General features: G+C 62.7%; 26 protein-coding genes and 1 tRNA gene. 12 read left to right on the top strand and 15 right to left on the bottom strand.

Annotated features, from left to right (window positions below):
- Positions 1 to 159, top strand: a complete 159-nt coding sequence (locus tag GJW30_RS22980) for a hypothetical protein (RefSeq protein WP_165391620.1) — start codon at positions 1 to 3, stop codon at positions 157 to 159.
- On the opposite strand, the gene GJW30_RS08605 is transcribed toward GJW30_RS22980, so the two are convergent.
- The 5 genes from GJW30_RS08605 to chpT all read right to left on the bottom strand — a co-directional run bounded on the left by GJW30_RS08605 (position 160) and on the right by chpT (position 5,143).
- Positions 160 to 1,011 (bottom strand): CheR family methyltransferase, encoded by an 852-nt coding sequence (locus GJW30_RS08605; RefSeq protein WP_245408696.1) that lies wholly within the window; start codon positions 1,009 to 1,011, stop codon positions 160 to 162. It abuts the gene before it with no gap.
- Positions 1,012 to 1,028: 17 nt separating this feature from the next.
- Positions 1,029 to 1,397, bottom strand: a complete 369-nt coding sequence (locus tag GJW30_RS08600) for a response regulator (RefSeq protein ID WP_096354237.1) — start codon at positions 1,395 to 1,397, stop codon at positions 1,029 to 1,031.
- A 61-nt stretch (positions 1,398 to 1,458) separates the two neighbouring features.
- The gene (locus GJW30_RS08595; RefSeq protein WP_245408695.1) at positions 1,459 to 1,905 is read right to left on the bottom strand and encodes a chemotaxis protein CheW; all 447 of its coding nucleotides are present in this window, start codon (positions 1,903 to 1,905) and stop codon (positions 1,459 to 1,461) included.
- Positions 1,905 to 4,391, bottom strand: a complete 2,487-nt coding sequence (locus GJW30_RS08590) for a hybrid sensor histidine kinase/response regulator (protein WP_096354231.1) — start codon at positions 4,389 to 4,391, stop codon at positions 1,905 to 1,907. The genes GJW30_RS08595 and GJW30_RS08590 overlap by 1 nt, the downstream gene beginning before the upstream one ends.
- Before the next feature lie 116 nt (positions 4,392 to 4,507).
- Positions 4,508 to 5,143: a histidine phosphotransferase ChpT gene (chpT, locus tag GJW30_RS08585; protein ID WP_096358738.1), complete on the bottom strand. Its 636-nt coding sequence runs from the start codon at positions 5,141 to 5,143 to the stop codon at positions 4,508 to 4,510.
- 141 nt (positions 5,144 to 5,284) lie between these two features.
- Here chpT and cysQ point away from each other — a divergent pair, with 141 nt between their 5' ends.
- The 5 genes from cysQ (at position 5,285) to GJW30_RS08560 (ending at position 9,087) form a co-directional block, all read left to right on the top strand.
- On the top strand, positions 5,285 to 6,091 hold the full coding sequence (gene cysQ, locus GJW30_RS08580) for a 3'(2'),5'-bisphosphate nucleotidase CysQ (RefSeq protein WP_245408694.1): 807 nt from the start codon (positions 5,285 to 5,287) through the stop codon (positions 6,089 to 6,091).
- Positions 6,092 to 6,209: 118 nt separating this feature from the next.
- Positions 6,210 to 6,773 carry a DUF1134 domain-containing protein gene (locus GJW30_RS08575; protein WP_096354226.1) on the top strand — a complete coding sequence of 188 codons (564 nt, stop codon included), beginning with the start codon at positions 6,210 to 6,212 and terminating at the stop codon, positions 6,771 to 6,773.
- A gap of 172 nt (positions 6,774 to 6,945) precedes the next feature.
- On the top strand, positions 6,946 to 8,028 hold the full coding sequence (locus GJW30_RS08570; RefSeq protein ID WP_130364813.1) for a coiled-coil domain-containing protein: 1,083 nt from the start codon (positions 6,946 to 6,948) through the stop codon (positions 8,026 to 8,028).
- On the top strand, positions 8,028 to 8,834 hold the full coding sequence (locus GJW30_RS08565) for a DUF2927 domain-containing protein (protein ID WP_096354222.1): 807 nt from the start codon (positions 8,028 to 8,030) through the stop codon (positions 8,832 to 8,834). Before GJW30_RS08570 ends, GJW30_RS08565 begins: the two co-directional genes overlap by 1 nt.
- 1 nt (position 8,835) lies before the next feature.
- Complete coding sequence (locus GJW30_RS08560; protein ID WP_096354220.1) at positions 8,836 to 9,087, top strand: DUF3551 domain-containing protein; 252 nt, start codon at positions 8,836 to 8,838, stop codon at positions 9,085 to 9,087.
- A 43-nt stretch (positions 9,088 to 9,130) separates the two neighbouring features.
- Here GJW30_RS08560 and sciP read toward each other — a convergent pair whose 3' ends face one another.
- Positions 9,131 to 9,406, bottom strand: a complete 276-nt coding sequence (gene sciP, locus GJW30_RS08555) for a CtrA inhibitor SciP (RefSeq protein ID WP_096354217.1) — start codon at positions 9,404 to 9,406, stop codon at positions 9,131 to 9,133.
- Between the two features lie 347 nt (positions 9,407 to 9,753).
- Between sciP and mnmA the strand changes: the two genes are divergently transcribed.
- From mnmA to GJW30_RS08540, 3 genes are all read left to right on the top strand, one after another.
- Positions 9,754 to 10,935 carry a tRNA 2-thiouridine(34) synthase MnmA gene (mnmA, locus tag GJW30_RS08550; protein WP_096354214.1) on the top strand — a complete coding sequence of 394 codons (1,182 nt, stop codon included), beginning with the start codon at positions 9,754 to 9,756 and terminating at the stop codon, positions 10,933 to 10,935.
- A gap of 125 nt (positions 10,936 to 11,060) precedes the next feature.
- Positions 11,061 to 11,732 carry a class I SAM-dependent methyltransferase gene (locus tag GJW30_RS08545; protein ID WP_165391619.1) on the top strand — a complete coding sequence of 224 codons (672 nt, stop codon included), beginning with the start codon at positions 11,061 to 11,063 and terminating at the stop codon, positions 11,730 to 11,732.
- Positions 11,733 to 11,812: 80 nt separating this feature from the next.
- Positions 11,813 to 11,889, top strand: a tRNA-Met gene (locus GJW30_RS08540).
- A gap of 22 nt (positions 11,890 to 11,911) precedes the next feature.
- On the opposite strand, the gene GJW30_RS08535 is transcribed toward GJW30_RS08540, so the two are convergent.
- Positions 11,912 to 12,385, bottom strand: coding sequence for a DUF992 domain-containing protein (locus tag GJW30_RS08535; RefSeq protein WP_096354211.1), 474 nt, complete (start codon positions 12,383 to 12,385; stop codon positions 11,912 to 11,914).
- 147 nt (positions 12,386 to 12,532) lie between these two features.
- Between GJW30_RS08535 and GJW30_RS08530 the strand changes: the two genes are divergently transcribed.
- Entirely contained in the window at positions 12,533 to 12,745 is a 213-nt protein-coding gene (locus GJW30_RS08530) for a hypothetical protein (RefSeq protein WP_096354209.1), read from the top strand.
- 39 nt (positions 12,746 to 12,784) lie between these two features.
- Here GJW30_RS08530 and GJW30_RS08525 read toward each other — a convergent pair whose 3' ends face one another.
- A complete protein-coding gene (locus GJW30_RS08525; RefSeq protein WP_096354206.1) occupies positions 12,785 to 14,443 on the bottom strand; it encodes an ATP-binding protein in 1,659 nt (552 codons plus the stop codon).
- Positions 14,444 to 14,899: 456 nt separating this feature from the next.
- On the opposite strand from GJW30_RS08525, the gene GJW30_RS08520 reads away from it, so the two are divergent.
- Together GJW30_RS08520 and GJW30_RS08510 are read left to right on the top strand one after the other, a co-directional pair.
- The gene (locus GJW30_RS08520) at positions 14,900 to 15,097 is read left to right on the top strand and encodes a hypothetical protein (protein ID WP_096354203.1); all 198 of its coding nucleotides are present in this window, start codon (positions 14,900 to 14,902) and stop codon (positions 15,095 to 15,097) included.
- A gap of 355 nt (positions 15,098 to 15,452) precedes the next feature.
- Positions 15,453 to 15,644, top strand: a complete 192-nt coding sequence (locus tag GJW30_RS08510) for a hypothetical protein (protein WP_096354197.1) — start codon at positions 15,453 to 15,455, stop codon at positions 15,642 to 15,644.
- A 111-nt stretch (positions 15,645 to 15,755) separates the two neighbouring features.
- On the opposite strand, the gene GJW30_RS08505 is transcribed toward GJW30_RS08510, so the two are convergent.
- From GJW30_RS08505 to soxB, 7 genes are all read right to left on the bottom strand, one after another.
- On the bottom strand, positions 15,756 to 16,337 hold the full coding sequence (locus tag GJW30_RS08505; protein ID WP_096354194.1) for a ClpP family protease: 582 nt from the start codon (positions 16,335 to 16,337) through the stop codon (positions 15,756 to 15,758).
- 80 nt (positions 16,338 to 16,417) lie between these two features.
- Positions 16,418 to 16,984 carry a hypothetical protein gene (locus tag GJW30_RS08500; protein ID WP_096354191.1) on the bottom strand — a complete coding sequence of 189 codons (567 nt, stop codon included), beginning with the start codon at positions 16,982 to 16,984 and terminating at the stop codon, positions 16,418 to 16,420.
- A gap of 125 nt (positions 16,985 to 17,109) precedes the next feature.
- Entirely contained in the window at positions 17,110 to 18,942 is a 1,833-nt protein-coding gene (locus GJW30_RS08495) for a monovalent cation:proton antiporter-2 (CPA2) family protein (protein ID WP_096354188.1), read from the bottom strand.
- A 95-nt stretch (positions 18,943 to 19,037) separates the two neighbouring features.
- A complete protein-coding gene (locus GJW30_RS08490) occupies positions 19,038 to 19,826 on the bottom strand; it encodes an SDR family NAD(P)-dependent oxidoreductase (protein ID WP_096354185.1) in 789 nt (262 codons plus the stop codon).
- Positions 19,827 to 19,888: 62 nt separating this feature from the next.
- Positions 19,889 to 20,707: a c-type cytochrome gene (locus tag GJW30_RS08485; protein ID WP_245408693.1), complete on the bottom strand. Its 819-nt coding sequence runs from the start codon at positions 20,705 to 20,707 to the stop codon at positions 19,889 to 19,891.
- Positions 20,691 to 21,959: a sulfite dehydrogenase gene (soxC, locus tag GJW30_RS08480; protein WP_096354182.1), complete on the bottom strand. Its 1,269-nt coding sequence runs from the start codon at positions 21,957 to 21,959 to the stop codon at positions 20,691 to 20,693. Before soxC ends, GJW30_RS08485 begins: the two co-directional genes overlap by 17 nt.
- Before the next feature lie 143 nt (positions 21,960 to 22,102).
- Entirely contained in the window at positions 22,103 to 23,788 is a 1,686-nt protein-coding gene (gene soxB, locus GJW30_RS08475) for a thiosulfohydrolase SoxB (RefSeq protein WP_096354179.1), read from the bottom strand.
- Positions 23,789 to 23,874 lie beyond the last annotated feature (86 nt).

The raw sequence follows: 23,874 nt of genomic DNA, 5'->3' as shown, positions 1-23,874 counted from the left end.
ATGCGGATCGTCTACGCCATCGTGCTCATCGCGGGTTTCGCCGCCGTCGTCGGCGACCATCTGCTCAGCCCGTCCGCGGCCGGGCGTGCAACATCGCCGCAGGATTTCGCCGGAGCGTGCGCGCCGTGCGGAGCGCCCTGCCCGAGCGCGAAGAAGTAATTATCCGTGGACGAGGCGAAGCCGCGGCGCTTCGATTTTCGTTGTCGGCCGGAAGAACGACCGTGACGCCGGATGCTGTGCGAAGGCCTGCGTCAGCCCGATCGTCGTTTCGGCACCGCCGAGCAGCAGCGCACCATCGGGCCGCACGACGCGCGCAAGGCGCTGCATGACGTCGGCCTTCGTCAACGGATCGAAATAGATCATGACGTTGCGGCACAGCACGACATCGAACGTGCCGAGCTTGGAAAAGTCGCGCAGCAGGTTGCCTTGATCGAAGCGCACCATGCGGCGAATCTCGGGCACGATCTGCCAATCCTCGCCGGCGCGGGTGAAGTATTTCAACAGATGCAGGATCGGGAGGCCGCGCTGGACCTCGAACTGCGAGTAAATCCCACGCTTCGCGTATTCGAGCGATCGGGCCACGAGATCGGTCGCGAGGATTTCGATCGTCCAGCCATCGAGCTTGCGGCCCATGTCGCGGAACATCAACGCGAGTGAGTATGGCTCCTGACCGGTCGAACAGGCGGCGCTCCAGATGCGCAGCGTGCGTGTCGACGAACGGGCGGCGATCAGCTCAGGCAGCACACGATCACGAAAGTCGTCGAACGGCGTGCGATCGCGGAAGAAGGACGTTTCTCCCGTCGTCATCGCGTCGACGACATCTCGGCCAACCACGCCATGCGGTTCGCGGCGCAATGCGGAGACCAGCGCGCTGAGGCCATCGAGGCCTTCGCGGCGCGCAAGCGGCAGCAGCCGCGCCGCGAGCAGATACTCGCGGCGGTCCGAAACCACAACGCCGGAATGCGCGTGCAGAAAATCGCGCAGATAAGCGAAGTCAGCCTGAGTGATCATGGCATTCGCGCCGAAAGTTAGATCAAGCCGGCTTCCTGGAACTTCGCCGCGACGATTTCCTTGTCGAACGGCTTCATGATGTATTCGTCGGCGCCGGCATGCAGCGCGCGCGCGATGTGCACCACGTCGTTCTCGGTCGTGCAGAAAACGACCTTAGGCTTGTCGCCGTCGTGCAGCTTGCGCAATGCTTTCAGGAACTCATAGCCGTCCATCACCGGCATGTTCCAATCGAGCAAGATCGCGGCCGGCATCTCGCGGCGAACCTGATCGAGCGCTTGCTGACCATTTTCGGCCTCGACGATGCGAAAATCCATGCTTTCGAGAATTCGCCGCGCGACCTTTCGGATCACGCTCGAATCGTCGACGACCAAACAAGTTCTGTCCATCAGGGAACTCCGTGCTTTTTGTTGCGGGGCGACGTCCCGGTCCGCAATGTTGTCCATGGTTTTAGTTTCCGTTTCTTGTTGTTTCGAGGATGCGGTCGACATCGAGCAAGATCAGCAGACGCTGATCCCGTTCGTGAACGCCGGCCGCGATGCGAGAGACTGCCGGATCGAGATTGCCTGGAACGCTTTCGCGTTCGTCGGCTTTGAGCGCGATGACATCATCGACGCTATCGACCAGGAAGCCGTAAGATTCGTTGGCGTACTCGACGCCGATCGCCATCGGCGGCGCAGTGTTATCGCGCGCGCCAAGCTGCGTTCTGAGATCGATCGCCGTCAGAATATGGCCGCGCAGATTGAGCACACCGGCGACGCCGCGCGGCGCGCGCGGCACTGGTGTGATACGCTCCGGCACGAACACGTCGCGCACATGCACGATCGGCAGTGCGAAGGATTGTTTGCCGATGGTCCCGGTGACGAACTGCTCGGCGATGTGTGCTGATACGCTCATCATGCAGCCTTGTGCAGGTTCGTCGCGACGCTGCGGATCGCAGCGATCAATCCCGGCCGATCGAATTTCGGAACGAAGGACGCAAAGCCTGCTTCGTGGATCTGATCGAGCAACGCGGGGGTTGCGTGCGACGACAGAGCGATAAGCGGGATCGCCGAATAGCGCGGATTATCGCGCAAGGCTTGCGCGAAGGCGAAGCCGTCGGTGCCCGGCATTTCGAGATCGGACACGATCACGTCGAATGAAGTCGCCTCGAGCGCGGCCTGCGCTTCGCTGACGCTCGCGGCCGAGACCACGCGGAAGCCTGCAACTTCGAGCACGGGCGGCAGCATGTTGCGGAAGAAAGGCGCGTCGTCGACCAGAAGGACCCGCAGGTCACTCGGCGAGACGGCGGCCGGACGCAAGCCGGCCGGCAAGAAGCCCGCGACATCGACGATTTCGGTCGCGCGCCCGCGCACCATCGCGGTGCCGATCACCCCCGGCTTCTCGCCGAGAATTTCAACCGCAAGCGGCTCGTTGACGACATCGAGAATCTCGTCGACGACGAGCGCCACCGCGCGATTACCCTCGCTGAAGACAAGGACCGGATATTTGTCGGCGCGCTTTTGTTCAGAACCCGGATAACGCACCACCGGAATCAAGCGCTCGTTGAAGCGGAAGAGTTCGCGCCCATCGGCCGGTTCGATCTTCGCGTTGTCGACCTCCTCGATGCGCGTGATCGATGCGAGAGGCACCGCCTTCTGCCCGGCGCCACCGGCACGGAACAACAGCAGTGCGGTGAACGGAGGCGCTTCGGCGGTCGGGATGATGTCATCGGCGTAAGCGACCGCGGCGCTGCCGAGCGAAAGCACTTCGCTCAGCCCCGACGGATCAACGATGAGGATGACGCTACCGTCGCCCATAATCGTGTTGCCCGAGAAGGCACGCGTCGCGCGCAGCAAACTCGCCAGCGGTTTGACGACGATCTCTTCGGCTTGAAAAACATTGTCGACAACGATGCCAAAGCGGCGTCCGCCCGTCTGGACGACGACGACATAGCCCTTGTCGATCTCGGCTGGATTTTCCGGCTCGGACGCGAGTGCGCTCAGATGCACGAACGGGAGCAGCTTTCCGCGCAGGCGGATCAGCGGCTGACCGGTGATCTTGTCGATGCCCTTCTTGACGCCCGACCGCGCGCGCAGCAACTCGATGACGGCAAGTTCCGGGATCGCGTAGCGTTGTCCGCCGGCACCGACGATGAGCGCCTGCACGATCGCAAGCGTCAGCGGTATTTTCAGCGTGAAGCAGACGCCGGCGCCCGGCACCGATTTCACTTCCACCGAGCCGCCGATTTGATCGACGTTGGTGCGCACGACATCGAGGCCGATGCCGCGGCCCGAAATGTTCGTTGCGCCGGATCGCGTCGAGAAGCCTGCCGTGAAGATCAGATCGTGGATCTGATTTTCGGTCATGCGCTGGGCGGCAGACGGCGTGACGAGTTCGATCGCGATCGCTTTCGCCAGGATGCGCTCGGTGTTGAGCCCGCGACCATCGTCGGCGAGTTCGATGAGGATGTGGCCGCCTTCGTGGCGCGCCGAAATTCGGATGAGGCCGCGCGCGAGCTTGCCCTTCGACACACGCTCGGCGGTACGCTCGAGGCCGTGGTCGGCAGCGTTGCGGACGAGATGTGTCAGCGGATCGCGGATGAGTTCGAGCACTTGGCGATCGAGTTCGGTCTCGCCGCCGAACATCTGCAGCTCGATTTCCTTGCCGAGTTCGGTCGCAAGATCGCGCACGATGCGCGGCAACTTCTGCCACGCGTTGCCGATCGGCTGCATGCGCGTCTGCATGACGCCGTCCTGCAACTCGCTGGTGACGAGCGACAGGCGCTGCAGCGAATTTTTGATGTCGGCTTCGTTGCCCTGGCGCGAGACTTCGAGCAGCTGATTGCGAGTCAGCACGAGCTCGGACGTGATCGTCATCAAACGTTCGAGCGTCTCGACGTTGACGCGCAACGTCGAGCGCGTGCTGGCATCATTCAGCTCAGCCGCATTGTCGCGTGACGCGGCTTCACGCGACTGCGTCTCGCTCGGCAACGGCATCGACTCGACGGTCTGCCGCGGGGGCACGGTTTGGCCCGCCGCCATTTTTTCGAGGCGCTCGATGAGCGAGCCGTCGGAGCCTTCGGGTTCGCGCTGCTCGGCTTCGAGCGCGGCGAGAATTTCTTTGATCTTGTCGACCGCGTGCAAAATCAACGACACGGCTTCCGGCGTCACGGCGGCGCCGGAGCGGAAGCGGCTCATCAACGTCTCGGCCGCATGCGCGAGTTTTTCGAGACGCGGCAGGCCGATGAAACCGCAGGTGCCTTTGATCGTGTGGACGAGGCGGAAGATGTTCGCGAGCACGTCGGCGTTGGTCGGTTCGCTTTCGAGGCGGACCAACTGACGGTCAACGGTATCGAGACTTTCGTTGGTCTCGATCAGGAACTCGTGCAGCAGGTCTTCCATTCACCGACCTATGGGCGCGCGCGCGCATCCCGCGCCGCGCCAGGAACGATCAGTGTCGCTTGTGAACCTTTAGGATTCGTTGCCTGGATAGGCGGAAAACGGCTGCTGTTGGCCGCTTACGAGGCTGTCACGACGATTGCGTCGTCTTGCTGTTCGATCGTTGCGGTAAGTCCGCACGACTTGAGCAGGAGGCCGGCGTAGAAGGGCTGGACCGCGTGAGCCGAGATCGGCTCATCGGATTCGCCGGCCAGGAGGTGCTGAGCATGCACATTCACCTTGGAATGCGAACCCGCCACCGCGATACGGAAGCCTTGGCTGGGACCCTCGCCGATCGGGTCCACCTTGATGGTGCCGCCGCGCGGGATCATGCCGTTGGCAAGAAGAATGAGGTTGAGCAACAGCTTGACCCGGTTCTTCGGCATGTAGATGCGGGTCAAGTTCCAGGAGAGCTTGGTCTTGTCGTTCTCGAAGAAGCCGCGCGCGACGCTCTCGGCATCGCCGAGGTCGATCTCGGCACCGGCGGAACCGGCCGCGCCAAACGCGATGCGGCAGAACTTGAGTGCGTTCGAGGCCTGATTGGCGCTGCTTTTGATGAGATCGAGCGCGAACTGCTTGGTGCCTTCGTCGTTCGTCTCCTCCAGCACTTCCATGCCGTTGACCACCGCGCCGACCGGGCTGATCAGGTCGTGGCAGATGCGGGAGCAGAGCAAGGCCGCGAGATCGAGGCTTTCGAGCACGACGGGAGCGGCCATCAAGAATTCTCCGAAAACGACGGCCGAATCGGCCACTAGCGAATTGGCGGCTGTGATACACCGCGCCTCGCAAATCTGCCAAGGCTAGCCAAAAGCCTGAGCCGGTAGACTTGTGGATCGGCCTGCGACTAGACAATGAGCATGAGCTTGAATTTGAACGATGCCGAAGCCGCGCGTCTGCTCGAGGCGATGACGACGATAGCGGCGCAGGCCTCGGCCGCGATCCTCGCCATCGCGGCGCCGAAAACGCGCACCAAAGCGGACGCGTCGCCGGTAACCGAGGCGGACGAAGCCGCCGAAGCCGTGATTGTGCAGGGCCTGCGCGCAATCTCGCCGAGTATTGCGATCGTTTCCGAGGAGAGCGCGACGGCCGAAACGCCCGCGCCGACCGGGCCGTTCTTCATGGTCGACCCGCTCGACGGGACGCGCGAATTCATCGCGGGTCGCAACGAATACACAGTCAACATCTCGCTGATCGTCGACGGCGAGCCGACGCTCGGCGTCGTCACGGCGCCGGCGCTCGGTCTCGCCTGGCGCGGCCGCCCGGGACGGGCCGAACGGCTTTCGCTCGATGGGTCGAATGCGGCCGAGATCCGCGTCCGCTCATGGCCGGCGGCCGGCGCGATGGCATTGGTCAGCCGCTCGCATCTCGATCCGGCCAGCGTCGCGCTGCTCGAACGCCTGCCCGGCATCGCGCAGACCGAATGCGGCTCCGCCGTGAAGTTCTGCCGCGTCGCGGAGGGTGCCGCGGACCTCTACCCGCGGCTTGCACCGACGCGCGAATGGGACGTCGCGGCCGGCCATGCGGTGCTGAAAGCGGCGGGCGGCTGTGTTGTCCGTCCGGACGGCAGCCGCATCCCTTACGGCGATGCGGCGGGCGGATTCCTCATCCCCTCGTTCGTTGCAGTTGGTGACCTGGCAGCAGCAGCAAATCTCTGCGCCGCCTAGCCGCACCCCGGCTTTTGCGCCGCCTTGGCAACATATTCTTCACCATAGTGCGCTTTGATTCCCGCGAAGCATTTTTTGCGGGCGCCGCCGGGCGCGGGCGACACAAAGGGGATTTCTGATGGGCCTCATAGGGCGAATTTTGTTGGTCGTGCTGGCGCTTGCGGGCCTCACGCACCTGTCCGAGGCGCGCAATCCTCCCGCGCAGTACTCGTCGAACGAGATCATGGATGCGGGCCATAAGTTCTTCGGCTCGATCTCGCGCGGCCTAGCCACCGTCGTCGAGCGCGCGGTCAGCCAGTGGGGCCTGCCGAACGGTTACATCCTCGGCCAGGAAGGCGGCGGCGCCTTCATCGGCGGCCTGCGCTACGGCGAGGGCACGCTTTACACGAAGAATGCCGGCGATCTTCGCGTCTTCTGGCAGGGCCCGTCGATCGGCTGGGATGCCGGCGGCGACGGCGATCGCACGATGATGCTGGTCTACAACCTTCCGGCGACCGAAGCTGTCTATCAGCGCTTCGGCGGCGTCGACGGCTCGGCCTACATCGTCGGCGGCCTCGGCATGACGGTTCTGGCAGCTAACAACATCGTGCTCGTACCGATCCGCTCGGGTGTCGGCGCCCGCCTCGGCGTCAATGTCGGCTACCTCAAGTTCACGCCGCAGGCGACCTGGAACCCGTTCTGATTTCACGCAATTTCGTCACGAAGCGCCCGGGCCCAGATCCGGGCGTTTTGCTTTTGGCGGCGACCCGGCGGGATTTAGGATAATCCGGGCTTGTGCTTTAACGGCCCGATCCGGCATGGCAAGGTGGGCTGGCCGACAAGGCCAAGGCCGCGAAGAGGACCGCTGAAAGCGCATGATCGAGCCAGGCATGTATATCGGGCTCGGCTTCCTGGTCGCCAGCCTGCTCGCATTGATCGTCCTCCCGCTCGTGCACGCGCGCGCCGTCCGGCTGACGCGCCGCCGGGTCGAGGCCGCGATCCCGCAGTCGATCGGCGAAGTGCAGGCCGAGAAGGATCAACTGCGCGCCGAATTCGCGGTCTCGTCGCATCGACTCGAAGCCAATATGGAAAATCTGCGCGCGAAGACGACGCAGCAGCTCGCCGAGGTCGGCAAGAAGACGATCCAGATCAACCAGATCAAACAAGAGCTCGAACAGACGGCGGCTCAGCTCACCGGTGCCGAGACACGCGAGCAGGAGTTGCGCACTAAATTGGCGGACGCCGAACGTGGCATTGCGGAACGCGCGACGCTGATCGCAGCGATGGAGCAGAAGCTCGGCGAGCACGAAACACAGATGGGCAAACTCGGCCGCGAATTCGCCGAGCGCTCGATGGCGGCCGACAGCCAGCAGATCGAAATCGTCGCGCTGCGCACGCAGATCGCGACCCTGCAGGGTCAAGTGTCGGAAGCACAAAATCGCGCTGCCGCACGCGAGCAGGAGCAAGGCCGCGAGAAGGCTCAGCAGGCCGCGACGACGCAGGCGCTCGCCGATCTCAAACGCGAACGCGATCAGCTGCGGGGTGAAGCGGATGGATCGCGCCGCATTCAGGAAGATCTCCGCCAAGAGCTTGCGGCGATCGATCAACGTCACCGCGCCGCGAACGAACATCTGCGCGCCGAGAAGGCGATGCTTGAAGGTCAGTTGCAACGCGCGCGCGCCGATCGCGCGGGAGCGTTGCAGGAGCTCGCGAGCCAGCCGCGCAATGGCGCCGCCGCAGCGCCGCAGGTGCCCGAGCGCGCCGAGAACGACGCCATTCGCAACAGCATCAACGATGTCGCGGCCGAAGTCGTTCGCCTCACCGCGATGATGGAAGGACAGCAAGGTCCGCTCGGCGATCTGCTCGCACAAGATGCGAAGAATCGCGGCGGGTTAGCCGAGCGCATCCGCATGCTGCAAGCCCGCGGATCGCGGCAGACGGGCGACGGTTTGTCGTGATGCGATTGTCACGTCTGGCGGCGCTGCTCGTGCTCGTCGCGTTCTCGTTACCGTTACTGCCGACGGCGCAGGCGGAGGTGCGCGAGATCAGCGCGCGCCGCGCGAAAGAGCGCAAGACGTTTTCGGACGCCGAGATCGCTAACGGCTTCTTCAAAGTCGCATTCGGCGCCGAGATGGGCTTCGGCGGGCCGGTCGATCGCATCCGGAAATATGTGAAACCGGTACGCATCTTCGTCGAGAACAACGCGAAGCCGGATCGCACCGAAGAGGTTGCGAAAGTCGTCGCCGACATTCAGGCGCGCATCGCCAACATCGACATCGCGATCACGGAGCGGCGCGAGAACGCGAACTTCATCGTGCGCCTCGTACGCGATCGCGATCTCGCCAAGACCGTGATGAAGCTTTACGGCCCGCGCGGCCGCAAGATCGTGCGCTCGCTCGAACCGCAGTGTCTATCTGGTTTCCGCAAGGACGATCTCTTCCGCATCACGAATTCGGACGTGATCCTGGTGTCGGATGCGGGCGACTTCATCTTCTACGATTGCGCCTATGAGGAATTGCTGCAGGCGCTCGGGCCGATCCGCGACGACTCGTCGGTGCCGTGGACGATGTTTAACGACAACGTGCAGATGGGATTCTTCGGCGTCTACGATCAGTATATTTTGAACATTCTCTATCACCAGCGTGTCGAGCCCGGGATGACGCGAGCGCAAGTCCGCGCTCTCCTCCCGCAGATCATGCCGGAGATCCGCGAGCATGTTGCGCGCATCAACAACGTCAGTCCGAAGCCGCCGATCGGGAGGTGAGATGAAGCTGAAATTTGCCGCGCTGCTCGCGCTGCCGCTGCTGATGACGTCGCCCAATGACGCGCGGGCGCAATGGTGCGCGCACTACGAGCCGTACATTTACAATTGCGGGTTCAGCACGTTTCAACAGTGCTTGGCGACGATCAATGGCGTCGGCGGCGTTTGCTCGCGCGACTATCGCGCAATGTCGCGCACGCCAGAGGCCGAACCTGCCCCACCGGTACGCCGCAAAAGTAAAAAGCGCCGGCGGTGACCGGCGCTTCGTTAACGACTAGGTAACAATCGTTACGCTAATCCTACTGACGGTAGTGTTGGATTCGCGTCGTGCGCAGGCCAGCCAAGCCGTGCTGATCGATCGAATACTGCCAAGAGAGAAACTCTTCGACGGTCAGCGTATAGCGGCTGCACGCTTCTTCAAGCGACAGCAAACCACCGCGAACGGCGGCAACCACCTCGGCCTTACGCCGAATGACCCAGCGCTTCGTTCCCGGCGCAGGCAAATCAGCGATCGTCAATGGACTTCCGTCCGGCCCGATGACGTACTTAACTCTCGGGCGCATGGCCTCGTTCATTGCTTGGTACTCACGGTTACACACGAAACCTGAGGCCAAGATACGGATCGCGGTTTAAAATTTACCTAAGCGGTGTGCGTAAATGCATCAGTTTGATGATTTTCGCCGCGACCTTGCCGCAATTTGCCAAGATTGGCAGCGCGTTAACGCTCTTTTTACCCTGCGACGGCGGATCAGCCTGATTCCTACTCTACCCGTGCGTTGAAAGCGCGAACGATTCCAAACTGCTACGCTGGCGCGGCGCATCGTTAATGCCCATTTGATGCGGCGATGGCGCTCCTGTAGTAAAGCGGCGCTGCAGATATCTTGCGTCACGAAATGACGGCCCCCAGGGGCCTAGGTTGAGAATGCTGAACAGTCTCGCACTCAAGGGTCGCCCGGAAGATACGCGGGTCGTCGTCGCCATGTCGGGCGGTGTCGACTCGTCGGTCGTTGCCGCTTTGCTGAAGGCCGCGCGCTACGATGTCGTCGGCGTCACGTTGCAGCTGTACGATCATGGCGAAGCCGTTCACCGCAAGGGTGCGTGCTGCGCCGGCCAAGATGTGCATGACGCGCGCAACGTCGCGGCGCGCATCGGCATTCCGCATTACGTTCTCGACTACGAGCAGCGCTTCAAGGAAAGCGTGATCGATCGCTTCGCGGACGCTTACGTCGCGGGCGAGACGCCGGTGCCGTGCGTTGCCTGCAATCAGTCGGTGAAGTTCCACGACCTCCTCAAGACCGCGCAAGATCTCGGCGCCGATGCGCTGGCGACCGGCCATTATGTCGAGAGCCGCCGCCAGGACGACGGAAGCTTCGCGCTTTATCGCGCGCTCGAGAGCGACCGAGATCAGAGCTACTTCCTGTTCGCGACGACGCCGGAGCAACTGGGTTACACGCGCTTCCCGCTCGGGGGCATGACGAAGGCCGAGACGCGTGCGATCGCGCGCGAGCATGGCCTCGATGTCGCGGACAAGCCGGACAGCCAAGACATCTGCTTCGTGCCGAGCGGCCGCTACACGGACGTGATCGAGCGATTGAAGCCGAATGCGGCCGCTCCCGGCGAGATCGTCGATCTCGAAGGCCGCGTGCTCGGCCAGCATCGCGGCATCATCCATTTCACCATCGGCCAGCGGCGCGGTCTCGGCATCGCGAGCGCCGAGCCGCTCTATGTCGTCAAGCTCGACGCCGATGCGCGCCGTGTCATCGTCGGCCCGCGCGCGGCACTCCGCACGCGTCGCATGCGCCTGCGCGACGTCAACTGGATCGGCAACGGCACGCTCGACAATGCGCTCGCCAATGGCCCGCTCGATGTGCATGTGCGCGTCCGCTCGACGCGGCCGCCCGCACCGGCGTGGCTGATGCAGTCCGGCAATGTGATCGAGGTCGAACTCGCCGACGGCGAAGACGGTGTCTCGCCAGGCCAGGCCTGCGTGTTCTACGATAGCGCCGACGGACGCGCGCGTGTACTCGGCGGTGGTTTTATCGCGCAGACGTCGGCCGCACAGGTCAGGGAACGGACGAGCGCCGCCGCGCTTTCCGTCCCTTAGAGCCAATTCCGCTTTGATAGAATCAAAGCGGGGCTCTAAGTTTCTTAAGTGGTCGCATTTTCTTGACGTGAACCGGTGTCCACTTCACTTGAAAATGCTGCGGCAACAACAAGGCGGGGGGAACATTGGGGGCTGATCTCGACCACAAGGCTGTCGAACGCGCGTATGCGCGGTGGGCTCCCGTCTACGACATCGTCTTCAACCGCATCATGGATACGGGCCGCCGCGCCGCCGTCGCGGCCGCGGCGAAAGCCGGACGCCGCATCCTCGATGTCGGCGTCGGCACCGGCCTCGAACTCCCCTATTTCGGCCCGAACCACGAGATTGTCGGCGTCGACCTCTCCGAGCCGATGCTGCGCAAAGCGCAGGAGCGCGTCGCGAGCAAGCAGCTCAAACAAGTGACCGGGCTCTGCGTGATGGATGCGCAGCGCCTCGCGGTAGCGGATGCGAGCTTCGACGCCGTGATCGCGCCGTACGTCATCACGACGGTGCCGGACCCGATGGGCGCGCTCGACGAGCTCGCGCGCGTCGTGAAGCCGGGCGGCGAGATCGTGCTCCTCAACCACATCTCGGCGGATAGCGGTCCGCGCGCCAGCTTCGAGCGCTGGCTCGGCCGGCAGACCCAGCATCTCGGCTGGCGGCCTGAATTTCCGTGGGAACGCATCTCGTCCTGGTACGAAAACCGGCCGCATATCACGCTGGTGGAACGCCGGACGATGCCGCCGCTCGGGCTTTTCGCGCTGATCCGCTTCTCGGTCGGCCCGAAGGTGACGGACGCGTTCAAGACGGCGATTTGAGCCTCGATAAAGCGTTGCCTTGGCGGCCGTTCCCGCTTATATCGCGGGTCGCCGCGGCCCAATGGGCCGCCGCGCCGGTTGGCGGGGTAGCTCAGTTGGTTAGAGCACGGGAATCATAATCCTGGGGTCGGGGGTTCAAATCCCTCCTCCGCTACCAAACTTCCAGACTTTTCCAGAGGCTAGCGGCCAGGGCGCAGCGTGAGCGTTTCGAGGCCGGCCGCAATCGAGAGGCCGACCTGGCCCTGGATGCTCGCGGGCTGCAGCGCGACCGTGTTGTTCGAGCCGCCGACCAGCACGTTGGCGCCAAGCCCTGCTCCCCACGACGCGCTGCCTTGGATGCCGGCATACTGGCCGGACAAATCGCCCGGACGCAGCTGATTCACCGGCGCGAAGACGGCCCAGGCGAGCGCCGTCTGCTCCGTGATGCCGATATCGAGGCCGACCTTATTCACCGTCGCAACGTAGAAATCGTCGGGCAGACCGGGCGAGCGCATCACGCATGCGAGGTTCGTTACCGAGCCGATGATGAAGCCGATGCTGGCGCCGCCACGGCATTCGAGCACGCCGGCCTGGACCGGCTGTTGCGCCTGCGCGCCGGCCGCTGAAATGAGAAGTGCAGCGGCGGTCGTGGCAAGCAAGGCAAAGCGGCGCATGATGAGCTCCTATCTAGGCGGGTTCGCATTCATACTGACATACCGTAACACGCGTTTGAAGCCTTCGTCTGTCGCATGCGACGACTGTTCGTTGGAACCACCCCGGTAGGATCGGGCTTAGGTTTTGAAACGAGAAGGCTCATACCCATGACCGCCGATGGCTCCGTTTCCGTGAAGCGCAAACTTGCAAACAAAGCGACCGACATGGCCGAGCAAGCGCCGGACGACGAGCTCGCTCACAAGCTGCGGCGTGAAGCGGAGTTGCTCAATCAGGATGCCGGCAAACTCGAGCGCGACAGGAAGAAGCCGGCGGAAGAAGGCATCGACGTCGAAGATTTGAATTCGGCGAACGACAAGTAGCGCAGCAAACCAGCTCAACCGAGCAAGCCAAAATCGAACTCAGCTTTGAGCCGCCTCATTAGCCGCTTTGATCAGCTGCTGAACGCGGGCGCCGAGAAAATCGAGCGGGAAGGGTTTCGTCATCACGTGCATCCCGGGTTCGAGATGACCGTGACCGACGACCGCATTTTCGGCATAGCCGGTAATGAACAGCACCGTGAGATCAGGCCGCGAGACGCGCGCGGCATCCGCCATCTGACGGCCGTTGATGCCGCCGGGCAGCCCGACGTCTGTGATCAGCAGATCGATCCGCGTGTCTGACTGCAAGATCTTCAGACCCGCAGGGCCATCCGCCGCCTCGATCGCCGCAAAGCCGAGTTCTTCCAACACCTCGACGATCATCATGCGCACGGTGGGTTCGTCATCGACAACGAGCACGGTGTGTTCCGCATTCGACGATGATCGCTCGATTACCGCCGGCATCATCTCGTCCGCAGTAACAGGATCGCCGTGCTTGCGCGGCAGATAGAGACACACCATCGTGCCCTGTCCGTCTTCCGAATAGATGCGCACGGTGCCGCCTGTTTGCCGCACGAAACCGTATATCATGCTGAGGCCGAGGCCTGTGCCTTGGCCGGTCGGCTTCGTCGTGAAGAACGGTTCGAACGCGCGCGATGCAGTCTCTTGCGTCATGCCGGTGCCGTTATCGGAAACACACAACGATATGTATTGCCCGGGCGGGAGATCGCGCTCGCGCGCCGCACGCTCGTCGAGCCAGCGATTTGCAGTCTCGATTGTGAGCTTGCCGCCGTCCGGCATCGCGTCGCGCGCGTTGATGCAGAGATTGAGCAGCGCATTCTCGAGTTGATTGGCATCGACCAGCGTCGTCCACAGACCCGCTGCTGTGACAACTTCGATCTCGATTCCCGGTCCCATCGTGCGGCGGACCAAATCGCCCATGCCGGAGACAAGCCGATTGATGTCCGTGAGCTTCGGATCGAGCGTCTGCCGTCGCGAGAAGGCGAGCAAGCGATGCGTGAGCGCTGTGGCGCGGCGCACCGCGCCTTGCGCTGCGATCGCGTAGCGTTCGATTTCGTGAACCCGGCCCTGCGAGACCCGCTTCAGCAGCAATTCGAGATTGCCGGAAATGCCCGCGAGCAGATTGTTGAAGTCATGCGCGAGGCCACCGGTCAGCTGGCCGACAGCTTCCATCTTCTGCGCCTGGCGCAACGCTTCTTCGGCGCTCAGCAAATCGCGCGAACGTTTCTCGACTTCGTCCTCGAGCGTTGCGTTCAGTTTCTCGAGCGCAAGTTCTGCCGATTTGCGCGCCGTGATGTCTTGGAAGAGGACAGCGACTTGTTTGAGGCTCGGCGGCTCGATGCGCAGCGCCGATAATTCGAGATGGCGCCCTGTTGCGACAAGTTCGCGCTGAAAGCGGATTGGCTCGCCGGTGCGCAGAACACCGCCGTAAAGTTCGACCCATCCATCGGCTTCGCCCGGCACCATCTCGCGCACATTCTGGCCGACGACATTCGGGATGCCGGCATGCCGAGCGTATGCCGCGTTGGCTTCGATGTGTCGGTAATCGCTCAGCGGTCCGTGCGGTCCATCGAAAAACTCGATGACGCAGAATCCCTCGTCGATTGCATCGAAGAGGAAACGGTATCTGGCTTCGGCGTCTCGCGCGGCGGCGTTTTGTTCAGTTGTGGTCGTGGACACGCAGACGGACCTCGATGCCTTTTTGTTATTTCCTTATGCCGGAGAACGATGGTATCGCGGTGTCCGGCGTTTGGACACCCGCCTAACTTGTTGGTTACATGAAAAGTTCCTCATGTTTGGAACTCATCGGCCAGCCGAGGCTTAGCTCCGTACCTATTTACGGAATGTTGCCGCTAACGCGCGCCATCGATCTGCGAGGTCGAGCCACACTTGGCGATCTCCAGGATCGGCACGGCTTGCGTAAAGCTCGCAGCGTTCCGCCTCTCGCACATACTCTTGGATTGTGTTGTCGCGGTCGTCACCATCCCGAGAGGGCTGCATCAATAATACTCCGCTGTGATGAGTATGACGCTTGTCAAGCAAGTCTGTTCCCATCACGGGGACGCTATGCGCGCGAAACTGTTTCGCGTTGGAAGCGTAGAGACACAGTTGGGGTGACGACGGGCGAGTTTCGAAATGATTTCAGACGATAACGACAAAGGTAACGTCGTGCGCTTCCCGACGCCTGCCGGCAAAATGACGGCCGAGGAATGCCGGCAGAAGGCGCGCGACCTCATGCTTCAGGCCGACGGCACCGAAAGCGTGTTGGAAAAAGCGCGCTTGTTGCGCGAGGCAGCGTCGTGGCTCGAAAAGGCGAAGGCGCTTGAGGGCTAGCTTGCGAGTGCGAGCCGGAGAACCGGCTCGACGTGCTTCCTGCTTCCGAGCGGCGCGAGAGCAATGATGTGCGATCCGGCAATACGCCAGCCGCAATCTGAATCAGCGGACTGAAATGCGTCGCGCGACACCGGCTGACCGCAAATGGCCATACGCCAAAGGTCTTCATCGAGCCCTGGCACGATCGCGGCTTTGTCCCAGGCTTTCCGTGCTTGCGCACACATTCCCGTCATCGCCAAGGCGCCTCCCAGCGCCGAATCGTCCGTAACGGAATGGTTGTCGCGCAACTTTAAAACTCGCGCATGCCTCAAATGGGTGAAGACTTTAAGCACCCTATCGACGACTCTAAGGGACAATGTCGTCAGATCTCATCGTCATCTCGGTGCGGCGCGGAATGAGCGACGACTGGATCGTGTCGCAAGAGTCTCGGATCCACGGCAGCTTCAGCAGCTACGATTTCGCACTGCATAGCGCGACCGAACTGGCGGCGGCGCTTGCTGACTCCGGCAAGTATGTCGAGATCAGGCCGGAGACCGAAGCCACTTAAGCTTCGTTGAGCCCCGCGCCGCCGTCACCAAGAGAATCGATGCCGCCTTCGATCAGCTTGTAAGCCGTCGCACCTCGTCGCCATGGGATCGTGCTCGCTGATGCCGATTCGCTAGATGACTGCTTCGACGAGGCCGAGCGACACCGCTTCGTTGGCTTCGATGTACCAATCGGACGTCGCTTTCTCGATAACGTCGTCGAGCGTGACATTGGTCCCCTGAACTAAGTTGGCGAAGCCCTCGTTCTGGATATCGATCGAGCTTTCGAGCTCATTGAGCAACGCCTTCACGGTAGCGAGGCATGTCGTCAGCGGCCCACTGATCGAGACTGTCTTGAGCATCTTGCGCTCGTGCACCATCAGGCGCGTGCCGCGCGTCAGGTAGCGGTTCTCGCGCGCAAAGAAGCTCATGAATGTCGTGCCGGCGGAATAGATCGCGGCTTTGCCGAGAAACACGAAGCGGCGGTCCGGCGACATCTCTGTGAGGAAGCGAATGTCTTCGCCCATCATGCGCGCGACTTCCGGATCGCCGCCGAGCGTCGATAGCTCGATGATGACGAGCTTCCCCTCAGAGCCATCGATCTGCTGGCGAAAGGCGCGATACATGTCGTAGTCGACCGCGCCGGTGAGCAGGATCGACGGAATGCGAAAATCTTCTGCGCCGAGGCGCGACGTTTGGCTGGCTTGTTCGGTCATTTCTCCCTCGGGTCACCCGGCGAGCCGCTAATGCGCGGCGCGCCCGATGGTTTCCGAAAGAGTTGCCGTTGCCGCAATTATCAGCGCTTTCGCGATTTCAGCGCGGCGTCGGGCACCGTAGCGGTCGTTTCTTGTGCGCTCTGGCTGCCGGCGCAATCGAGCGCGCTCATCATGTTTCCGCTGCCTGCGATGTCAAACGCGTATCGCAGCGTCGCTTCGCCCGGAATGCCGAGTTCGACATTCAGCGTTTTGCCTTGCGCCAGTTCTTCCTCGAAGCGCTTGCCTGACAACACGACGGCGCGGAAACCGGCAAGCCGAATGTCCTGGAGGACGCTGCGATTGTTGTCGACCGAATAGCGGACCCAGACCCGATCACGGTAGACATTCTTGCCGAGCACCATCGAGATGGTAGCGCCGCGACCGAATTGGCCGGTCGGGCAGTAAACCGCGAGGCGCGCCCGCCTGCCGTCGTTCCATCCATCGCCTTCGAGAAACGCGACGTTGAAGGGCTGGTCGGAAGGCCGTGCCGCAACGCTTTGAATCTTCCAATGGCCGGTGTCGGTCTCTTGCGCGGCTGCGGCCGCCGTTAACGCTGTGCAGGTCGCGGCGAGCGTCGCCACGAAACGAAACTGTCTCGATGTGAACATGTCTCACTCACAAATTTGAACTTCGAAATAGATGCAGCAATTAAAGGACCGCTTTTAATTCAAGCGGCCACGTCGAAATTAACAATGAGAGCGAGTTGTTGTCGTGCTTATTTTGGCGGCGCTGGTCAGCTGTCCGAAGCGGCCGCGAGCGCAGCATCCGGCGACGCCTTCGATGCGTCGACGCGCGGCTTGACGAAGGGCTCCGGCACCGGCGTCGGCATATTGCCGCGGATGAGCGATCGGCCGGCTTCGATGCCGCTGACGACTTGAAGTTCGAGACGCTCCTCGTCGCGGCGGCGAACGTCGGCGACAATGTCGTCGGCTTCCTCTTCCGTCACACCGAGCTGCGTCAGCACCGTGCGGCCGAAAGTAAGCGCGGACTCGAAGGTCTCGCGCACCTGGAATTCGACGCCGGCCTTGATGAGGCGCAGCGAATGTCCGCGATCGAAAGCGCGGACGAACAGCTTGGCGTGCGGGAATTCCGCGCGCACGAGTTCGACGATGTGATCGGCCGCGTCCGGCTTGTCGACGCAGACGAGAATGGCCTCGGCCGTCTCCGCGCCTGAGGCACGCAGCACGTCGAGCCGCGTGCCGTCGCCGTAATGCACTTTGAAGCCGAAGCGCCCGGCGGCCCTGATCATCTCGACGTCGGTTTCGATGAGCGAGACCTCGACCTTCTGCGTCAGCAACGCCTGCGCGGCGATCTGCGCGAAGCGTCCGAAGCCGATCACGAGCACGCGACCCTTGAGGCCGTCGGCGCGGTCTATGCCGTCCATCGACGGCGCCGGCGGCTTGACGAGCTTGCGTTCCGCGATGAGCACCAGCGGCGTCAGCGCCATGGAGAGAATGACGATGGCGGAGAGCACCGCGGCGTTACGCTGATCGATCATGCCTACCGCGAGCGCGGAGGCGTACAGCACGAAGGCGAACTCGCCGCCTTGCGCGAACAGCGCGGAGCGCCGCAGCGATTCATCGTTCGTCGCGCCGAAGAGGCGCGCGACACCGAAGATGCCGAGCGCCTTGACGATCATGAACGAGAGAACGCCAGCGATGACGAGCTTCCACTCGTTGACGACGACCGACAGATCAAGCGCCATGCCGACGCTGATGAAGAACAGTCCCAGCAGAATGCCGCGAAACGGCTCGATGTCGACCTCGAGCTGGTGCCGGAACGTCGACTCCGACAGCAGCACGCCGGCGAGGAATGCGCCCATCGCCATCGAGAGGCCGCCACGCTGCATCAAGACGGCCGTGCCGAGAACCACCAGCAACGCCGCCGCCGTCATGACTTCGCGCGCACCCGCGCGTGCCAGCAGCGCGAAGAATGGATCGAGCAGCCAGCGCCCCGCCGCAATGACGAGCGCGACCGTGACGCCGGCGAGACCGACGCTCTGCCACACCGGCATCGCGTTTGCGTCCGCCTTGCCGTTCAGCGCCGCCCATACGGCGACGGCGGCAAGCAGCGGCACGATGGCGAGATCTTCGAGGAGAAGGATCGAAACGGCGCGCTGGCCGGATGGTTCGCTAAGCTCGTTGGTTTCGTCGAGCATCTGCATGATCACGGCAGTCGACGACAGAACGAAACCGGCGGCGCCGACCGCCGCGATCGCCCACGATAGGCCGAAGACATAATGCGCGAGGCCGGTGAGCAGCAGGCTGCACGTCACCACCTGCGCGACGCCGAGACCGAAAATCTCGCCGCGCAGATTCCATAGCTTCGATGGCCGCATCTCGAGGCCGATGACGAAGAGAAACAGCACGACGCCGAGTTCGCCGACATGCAATAGCGTCAGCGGATCGGAGACGACACGCAGCCCGAATGGACCGATGGCAAGCCCGGCCGCGAGATAGCCGAGCACGGAGCCGAGACCTGCTTTGCGAAAAATCGGCACGGCGACAACGCCCGCACCCAACAGCGCGACCGCCGTCTCAATTCCAAAGCCCGTTTCTGCAGCCACCAGCTCGCCCCCGAGCGCGCTTCATATGGCGCGCAATGTCATGGTCCCGGGGCCGTATATAGAGGCTGGAGTCGCGCGGGCAAACCCGCGGCCGTTCACGTTCCCGCGCCGCCCTCCACCGGAATGCCGGACCCGGTGATGAAGCGCGCCTCGTCCGAACACAGAAAGACGATCGCATTGGCGACATCGCGAGGTTCGGCAAGGCCGCCGATATGCGAGCGGCCGGCGCTCGATGCGAGAGCCGCTTCTTTGTCCTTGAACAGGCCGAGCGTCGCGTAATCCTGCGCGAGATTGCGGCCCATGTCGGTCTGGATCAGGCTCGGATAAACGCAATTGACACGAACGCCGTAGCCGAAGCGCCCGGACTCGACGGCGCCGACACGCGTCAACCGATCGACCGCCGATTTCGTCGCCGCGTAGACGCCGACCATCGCGGGCGCCGTCAGCGCGGCGAGTGAAGAGAGATTGACGACGGCGCCGCCTTTGCCAGCGGCACCACCTGGGCGCATAGAGCGGAACGCATGCTTGATGCCGAGCGCGACGCCGAGAATGTTCACGTCGTTGAGGCGGCGAATGTCGTCGGCCTTCATGTCGATCAGCGGCGAGGCGACGATGATGCCCGCGTTGTTGATGAGAATGTCGAAGCCGCCGAGTTCGGCGACTGTTGCAGCGGCGGCTTTCTCCCACGCTGCATCGTCCGTCACGTCGTGTGCGACGAACGATGCCTTGACGCCGATCCGTGCGATCTCCGCCGCGGTGTCGCGGCCGAGGTCGGTGAGAATGTCCGAGATCATCACATCGGCGCCGGCTTTCGCCAACGCTTCGGCTGCGGCTTTGCCAAGCCCGCGCGCGCCGCCGGTGACGAGCGCTTTTCGCCCGGCCAATCGATTCTCGCCCCTCGTTTCCTCGCCCTTGTTTTCACAAGAGTAGAGCGAAACGCGGCACGTTAGTCCACCTTCGGTCCCTTACCGGCTTCCGGCGTCACATCGAGCACACGCGCGCGGCCGGTGACTTTCACCGCGCCCGGCGTGCAATCTTTCATGCACGGCGTCTTCTGCCAAAAATGCTTTTCGGTCGTTTCGCGATCGTCGTCGTGGAAAGCTTGGTTCGGCAGTTTGATGGTTTTGAAAGTCTTCTCGCTGAGTTCGAAATCCTCATCGCGAATGATGTCGTTGAGATAGAGCACATACGCCGTGACGGCGTAGAGTTCGTCGTTCGATAACGACTGTGCATTGCCGTAGGGCATGGCGCGGCGGATGTAATCGAACAGCGTCGACGCGTAAGGCCAATAAGAGCCGACCGACTTCACCGGGTCATGGCTTTTCAGCGTGCCGGCGCCGCCGGAAAGGATTGGCCACCGCCCTGCGCTCTCGCCGAATTCGCCGTGACACGCCGAGCATTGATTGACGTAAATCTCTTCGCCTTGCTTCACGGTCCCCTTGCCGTGCGGAAGCCCCTGCCCGTCCGGCCGGACATCGATGTCCCAACCGGCAATTTCATGCTGCGTCGCTTCGCGGCCGATTCCGAGCGGCGGCGGTTTCTGCTGCGCGTTGGCGAGAGTCGCGAAGCCGATGGAAAAGGCGATGATAGCGAGGGCCGCCCTCGTCCTTCGAGACGCGGCCGGGTTGGCTCCGCCAACCTGCCGCTCCTCTGGATGAGGGCGGAAAAACGCCGGAAAACCAAACTCTCCCCTCATCCTGAGGAGCGCGGTGAAACCGCGCGTCTCGAAGGATGCAGGCCCATTCGCATCAACCCACTTCGACATTCTCGACCTCCCCGTTTGGGCGGACCTGCCAGGTCTGGATGCCGTTGTTGTGGTAGATCGAGTTGACGCCGCGCACCTTACGCAGCGCGACTTTCGTCGGCTGCACGTAGCCGGTGTCGTCCTGCGCGCGCGACTGCAGCAGCAGCTCGCTGCCGTCCCAATCGAACTCGTAGTAGAAGCGCGTCACCGCTTTATTCCACACGGGACCGTCGAGCCGCGCGGCGCGCCAGTTGCGCCCGCCGTCGAGCGAGATGTCGACGCGCGCGACCTTGCCTCGCCCGGACCACGCGATGCCGGACAACACCGTGAAACCCTTTCGATGCGTCAGCGGCGCCTGCGGCGATGGATTCGTGATCACGGACTTTGCATCCATGATGTAGGTGAAGCGGCGCGCCGTGCCGTTCTCCAACAGGTCCGTGTATTTCGACGTTTCCTCGCGGTGATGCCACGGCTCGTCGCCGACCTTGATGCGGCGAATCCATTTCACCCACATGTTGGCTTCCCAGCCCGGGATCACGGCGCGCATCGGATAGCCATTCTCGGGGCGCAGCGCTTCGCCATTCATCTTATAGGCGATGAGAACGTCGTCGAGCGCTTTGGCGAGCGGCAGCGATCGCGTCATGCCGGACGCATCCGCCCCTTCGAGCAGCAGCCACTTCGCGTTGTTCTTCAGGCCTGCTTGCTCGAGCAAAACTTTCAGCGGCACGCCCGTATACATCAGGCTGTGAATCATGCCGTGCGTGTACTGGCAGCCATTGAGCTGCGCGCCGCGCCATTCCATGCCGGAATTCGCCGCGCATTCGGCGAAGTAGACACGGTTGACGCGCGGCATGCGCTTTAAATCCGCGAGCGTGTAGATCAGCGGCTTGTCGACGAGGCCGTGGATCATCAGCTGATGGTCCGCCGGATCGATCTCGGCAATGCCGCCGTGGTGACGCTCGAAGCAGAGCGAGTTCGGCGTGATCGGGCCTTCGATCTCGTGCAAAGGCGTGAAGCTCACCGAGCTTTCGCGCGATGCGGTGAGCCATTCGACATCGCGGCGCACGACATGCGCTTCGTATTTCGACGGCTTGCCGTAAGCGCGCACCGCGACGCCATCGCCGAGGGTTTTCGACCAATCGGGCACATTCGGCGCTTGATTTTCGGGCTTGGCGGCGATCGCGCTCGATCCGCTCGCGGCCGCTGCTGCGATGAGCGCGCCGCCTTTGAGAAAGAAGCGGCGCGAAGCTGAGCTTTCGTTTTCTCGTTTCATTTTCTTCCTCGCCCAGAATTCCGCTCACTCCCGCGAAAGCGGGAGTCCAGTCAGCGTGCGTCAGCACGCAAAAACACTTCGTTCGTCCAACCATCCAAAAGACTGGATTCCCGTTTTCGCGGGAATGAGCGGAGTTTGACGCATCACATGCCGACGACTTTGACGCGCGAGTCTTCTTTCGGCGCGACGATTTTCACCTTCGCGATGTGGCTCGCGACCACATCCCAGATCGGCGGGCCTTCGGTGCCCTCGTTGACGCTGGCCCAACCCGCGACCGTGTATTCTTTTGCGGCTTCGAGCGGCTTGCCGGTCTTCGTCACCGTAAGGTCGGAGATGCGGTTGCCGATCGTGCCGGCCGGCGCGATCGAGAACGAGAGGCCGCCGACGCGCACCATGTCGCCGCCGCCTTGGTAGTAGGGATCGGCGTTGAAGATGTTATCGGCAACGTCCTCGAGCGCGAGCTTGATGCGCTCGCCGGCCATCTTGATGCGGTAAGCGTTCGGATACGTGATCGCGGTCGCGTTGTAGATATCCTCGCGCGTGATGTCCTGTCCCGGCAGCACCGATGTGCCCCAGCGAACGCCGGGCGACAGCGCAATCTCGGCGTCGCGTTCGGAGAGCAGCGCATCGCAGATGACGTCATCGAAAGTGCCGTTGAAGTTGCCGCGCCGGTAGAGCAGCGTTTCGCTGCGGCCGACGACTTGGCGCAAATGCGCTTCGTGCGGTGCGCGGACTTCCTTAATCTTCGCTGCCATCTCGGCGTCCGGCGCGATGATGTCGGAGAAGATCGGCATCAGCTTGAAGCGGTAGTTCTTGATCTCGCCGCCCTGCACATCGAGATCGAGGCGCGTGATGAATTTGCCATGGCTGCCGCCCGCGATGAGCAGCGTTTTGCCGACATGTTCGGCTTCCGGCAACGCATCGTGCGTGTGCGCCGTGAGGATCACGTCGATGCCTTTCACGCGCGTCGCGAGTTTGCGATCGACGTCGAAGCCGTTGTGCGACAGGAGAACGACGAGGCCAGCGCCGTCGCGGCGTGCCTTGTCGATATTCTTCTGCAGATCCTCCTCGCGGATGCCGAAGGTCCAATTCGGAAACATCCAACGCGGATTCGAAATCGGTGTGTATGGAAACGCTTGCCCGATCACGGCGATCTTCACGCCACCGCGTTCGAACATCGCGGTCGGCTCAAATGCTTGTTCGTTCCATTCGGTGTCGCGGATATTTTGGCCGAGGAACGGGAAGCCGAGATCGTCGACGATCTCCTTCACGCGGTCGGCGCCGTAAGTGAATTCCCAATGGCCGACCATCGCGTCGGGCTTGATCAGCTTCATGCAGTCGACGATGTCGGCGGCTTTTGTTTTCAGTGCTGTGTAGCTGCCTTGCCACGTGTCGCCGCCGTCGAGAAACAGCATGCGGTCGGCGCGCTCGCCGCGGATTTGTTTCACCACCGTCGCGATGCGATCGAGGCCGCCCATGCGGCCGAAGTCTTTCGCGAGCGCTGCGAAATTATCTGCCGTCAGCGCGTAAGCGCCGGCCGAGTTCGGCGGCACGCCGTAGCGCTGCCGATACGCTTCGCCGGTGATGTGAGGGATTTTCCCCTTCGCATCGCCGACGCCGAGATTGACGGCGGCTTCGCGGAAGTAGAGCGGATTGAGTTGCGCGTGGAGGTCGGCGAGGTGCACGAGCGTCACGTTGCCGAGCGGCTCGAAGCGCGTGATGTCGTCCTGCGTGAAGCGCTGCTGCGCCAGCGCACGCGAGAAGCTTCCGCCCGGAACGGCTGCCGCCAATGCTGCGGCTGCGGCGAGAAATTCGCGGCGGGTTGTCATGCGGCACTTTCCTCGGACAAAGTTCTACCGGTTGCGCGCATCGCTGCGCACAGGATCGCTCGCACCTTGCGGCGCGTGACTAAAAT

Origin of the sequence: Variibacter gotjawalensis, assembly GCF_002355335.1 — a bacterium.
Lineage (GTDB): Bacteria > Pseudomonadota > Alphaproteobacteria > Rhizobiales > Xanthobacteraceae > Variibacter > Variibacter gotjawalensis.
Note: the sequence above shows the minus strand (reverse complement) of the source record. Positions and strands in the feature narration are given on the sequence as shown.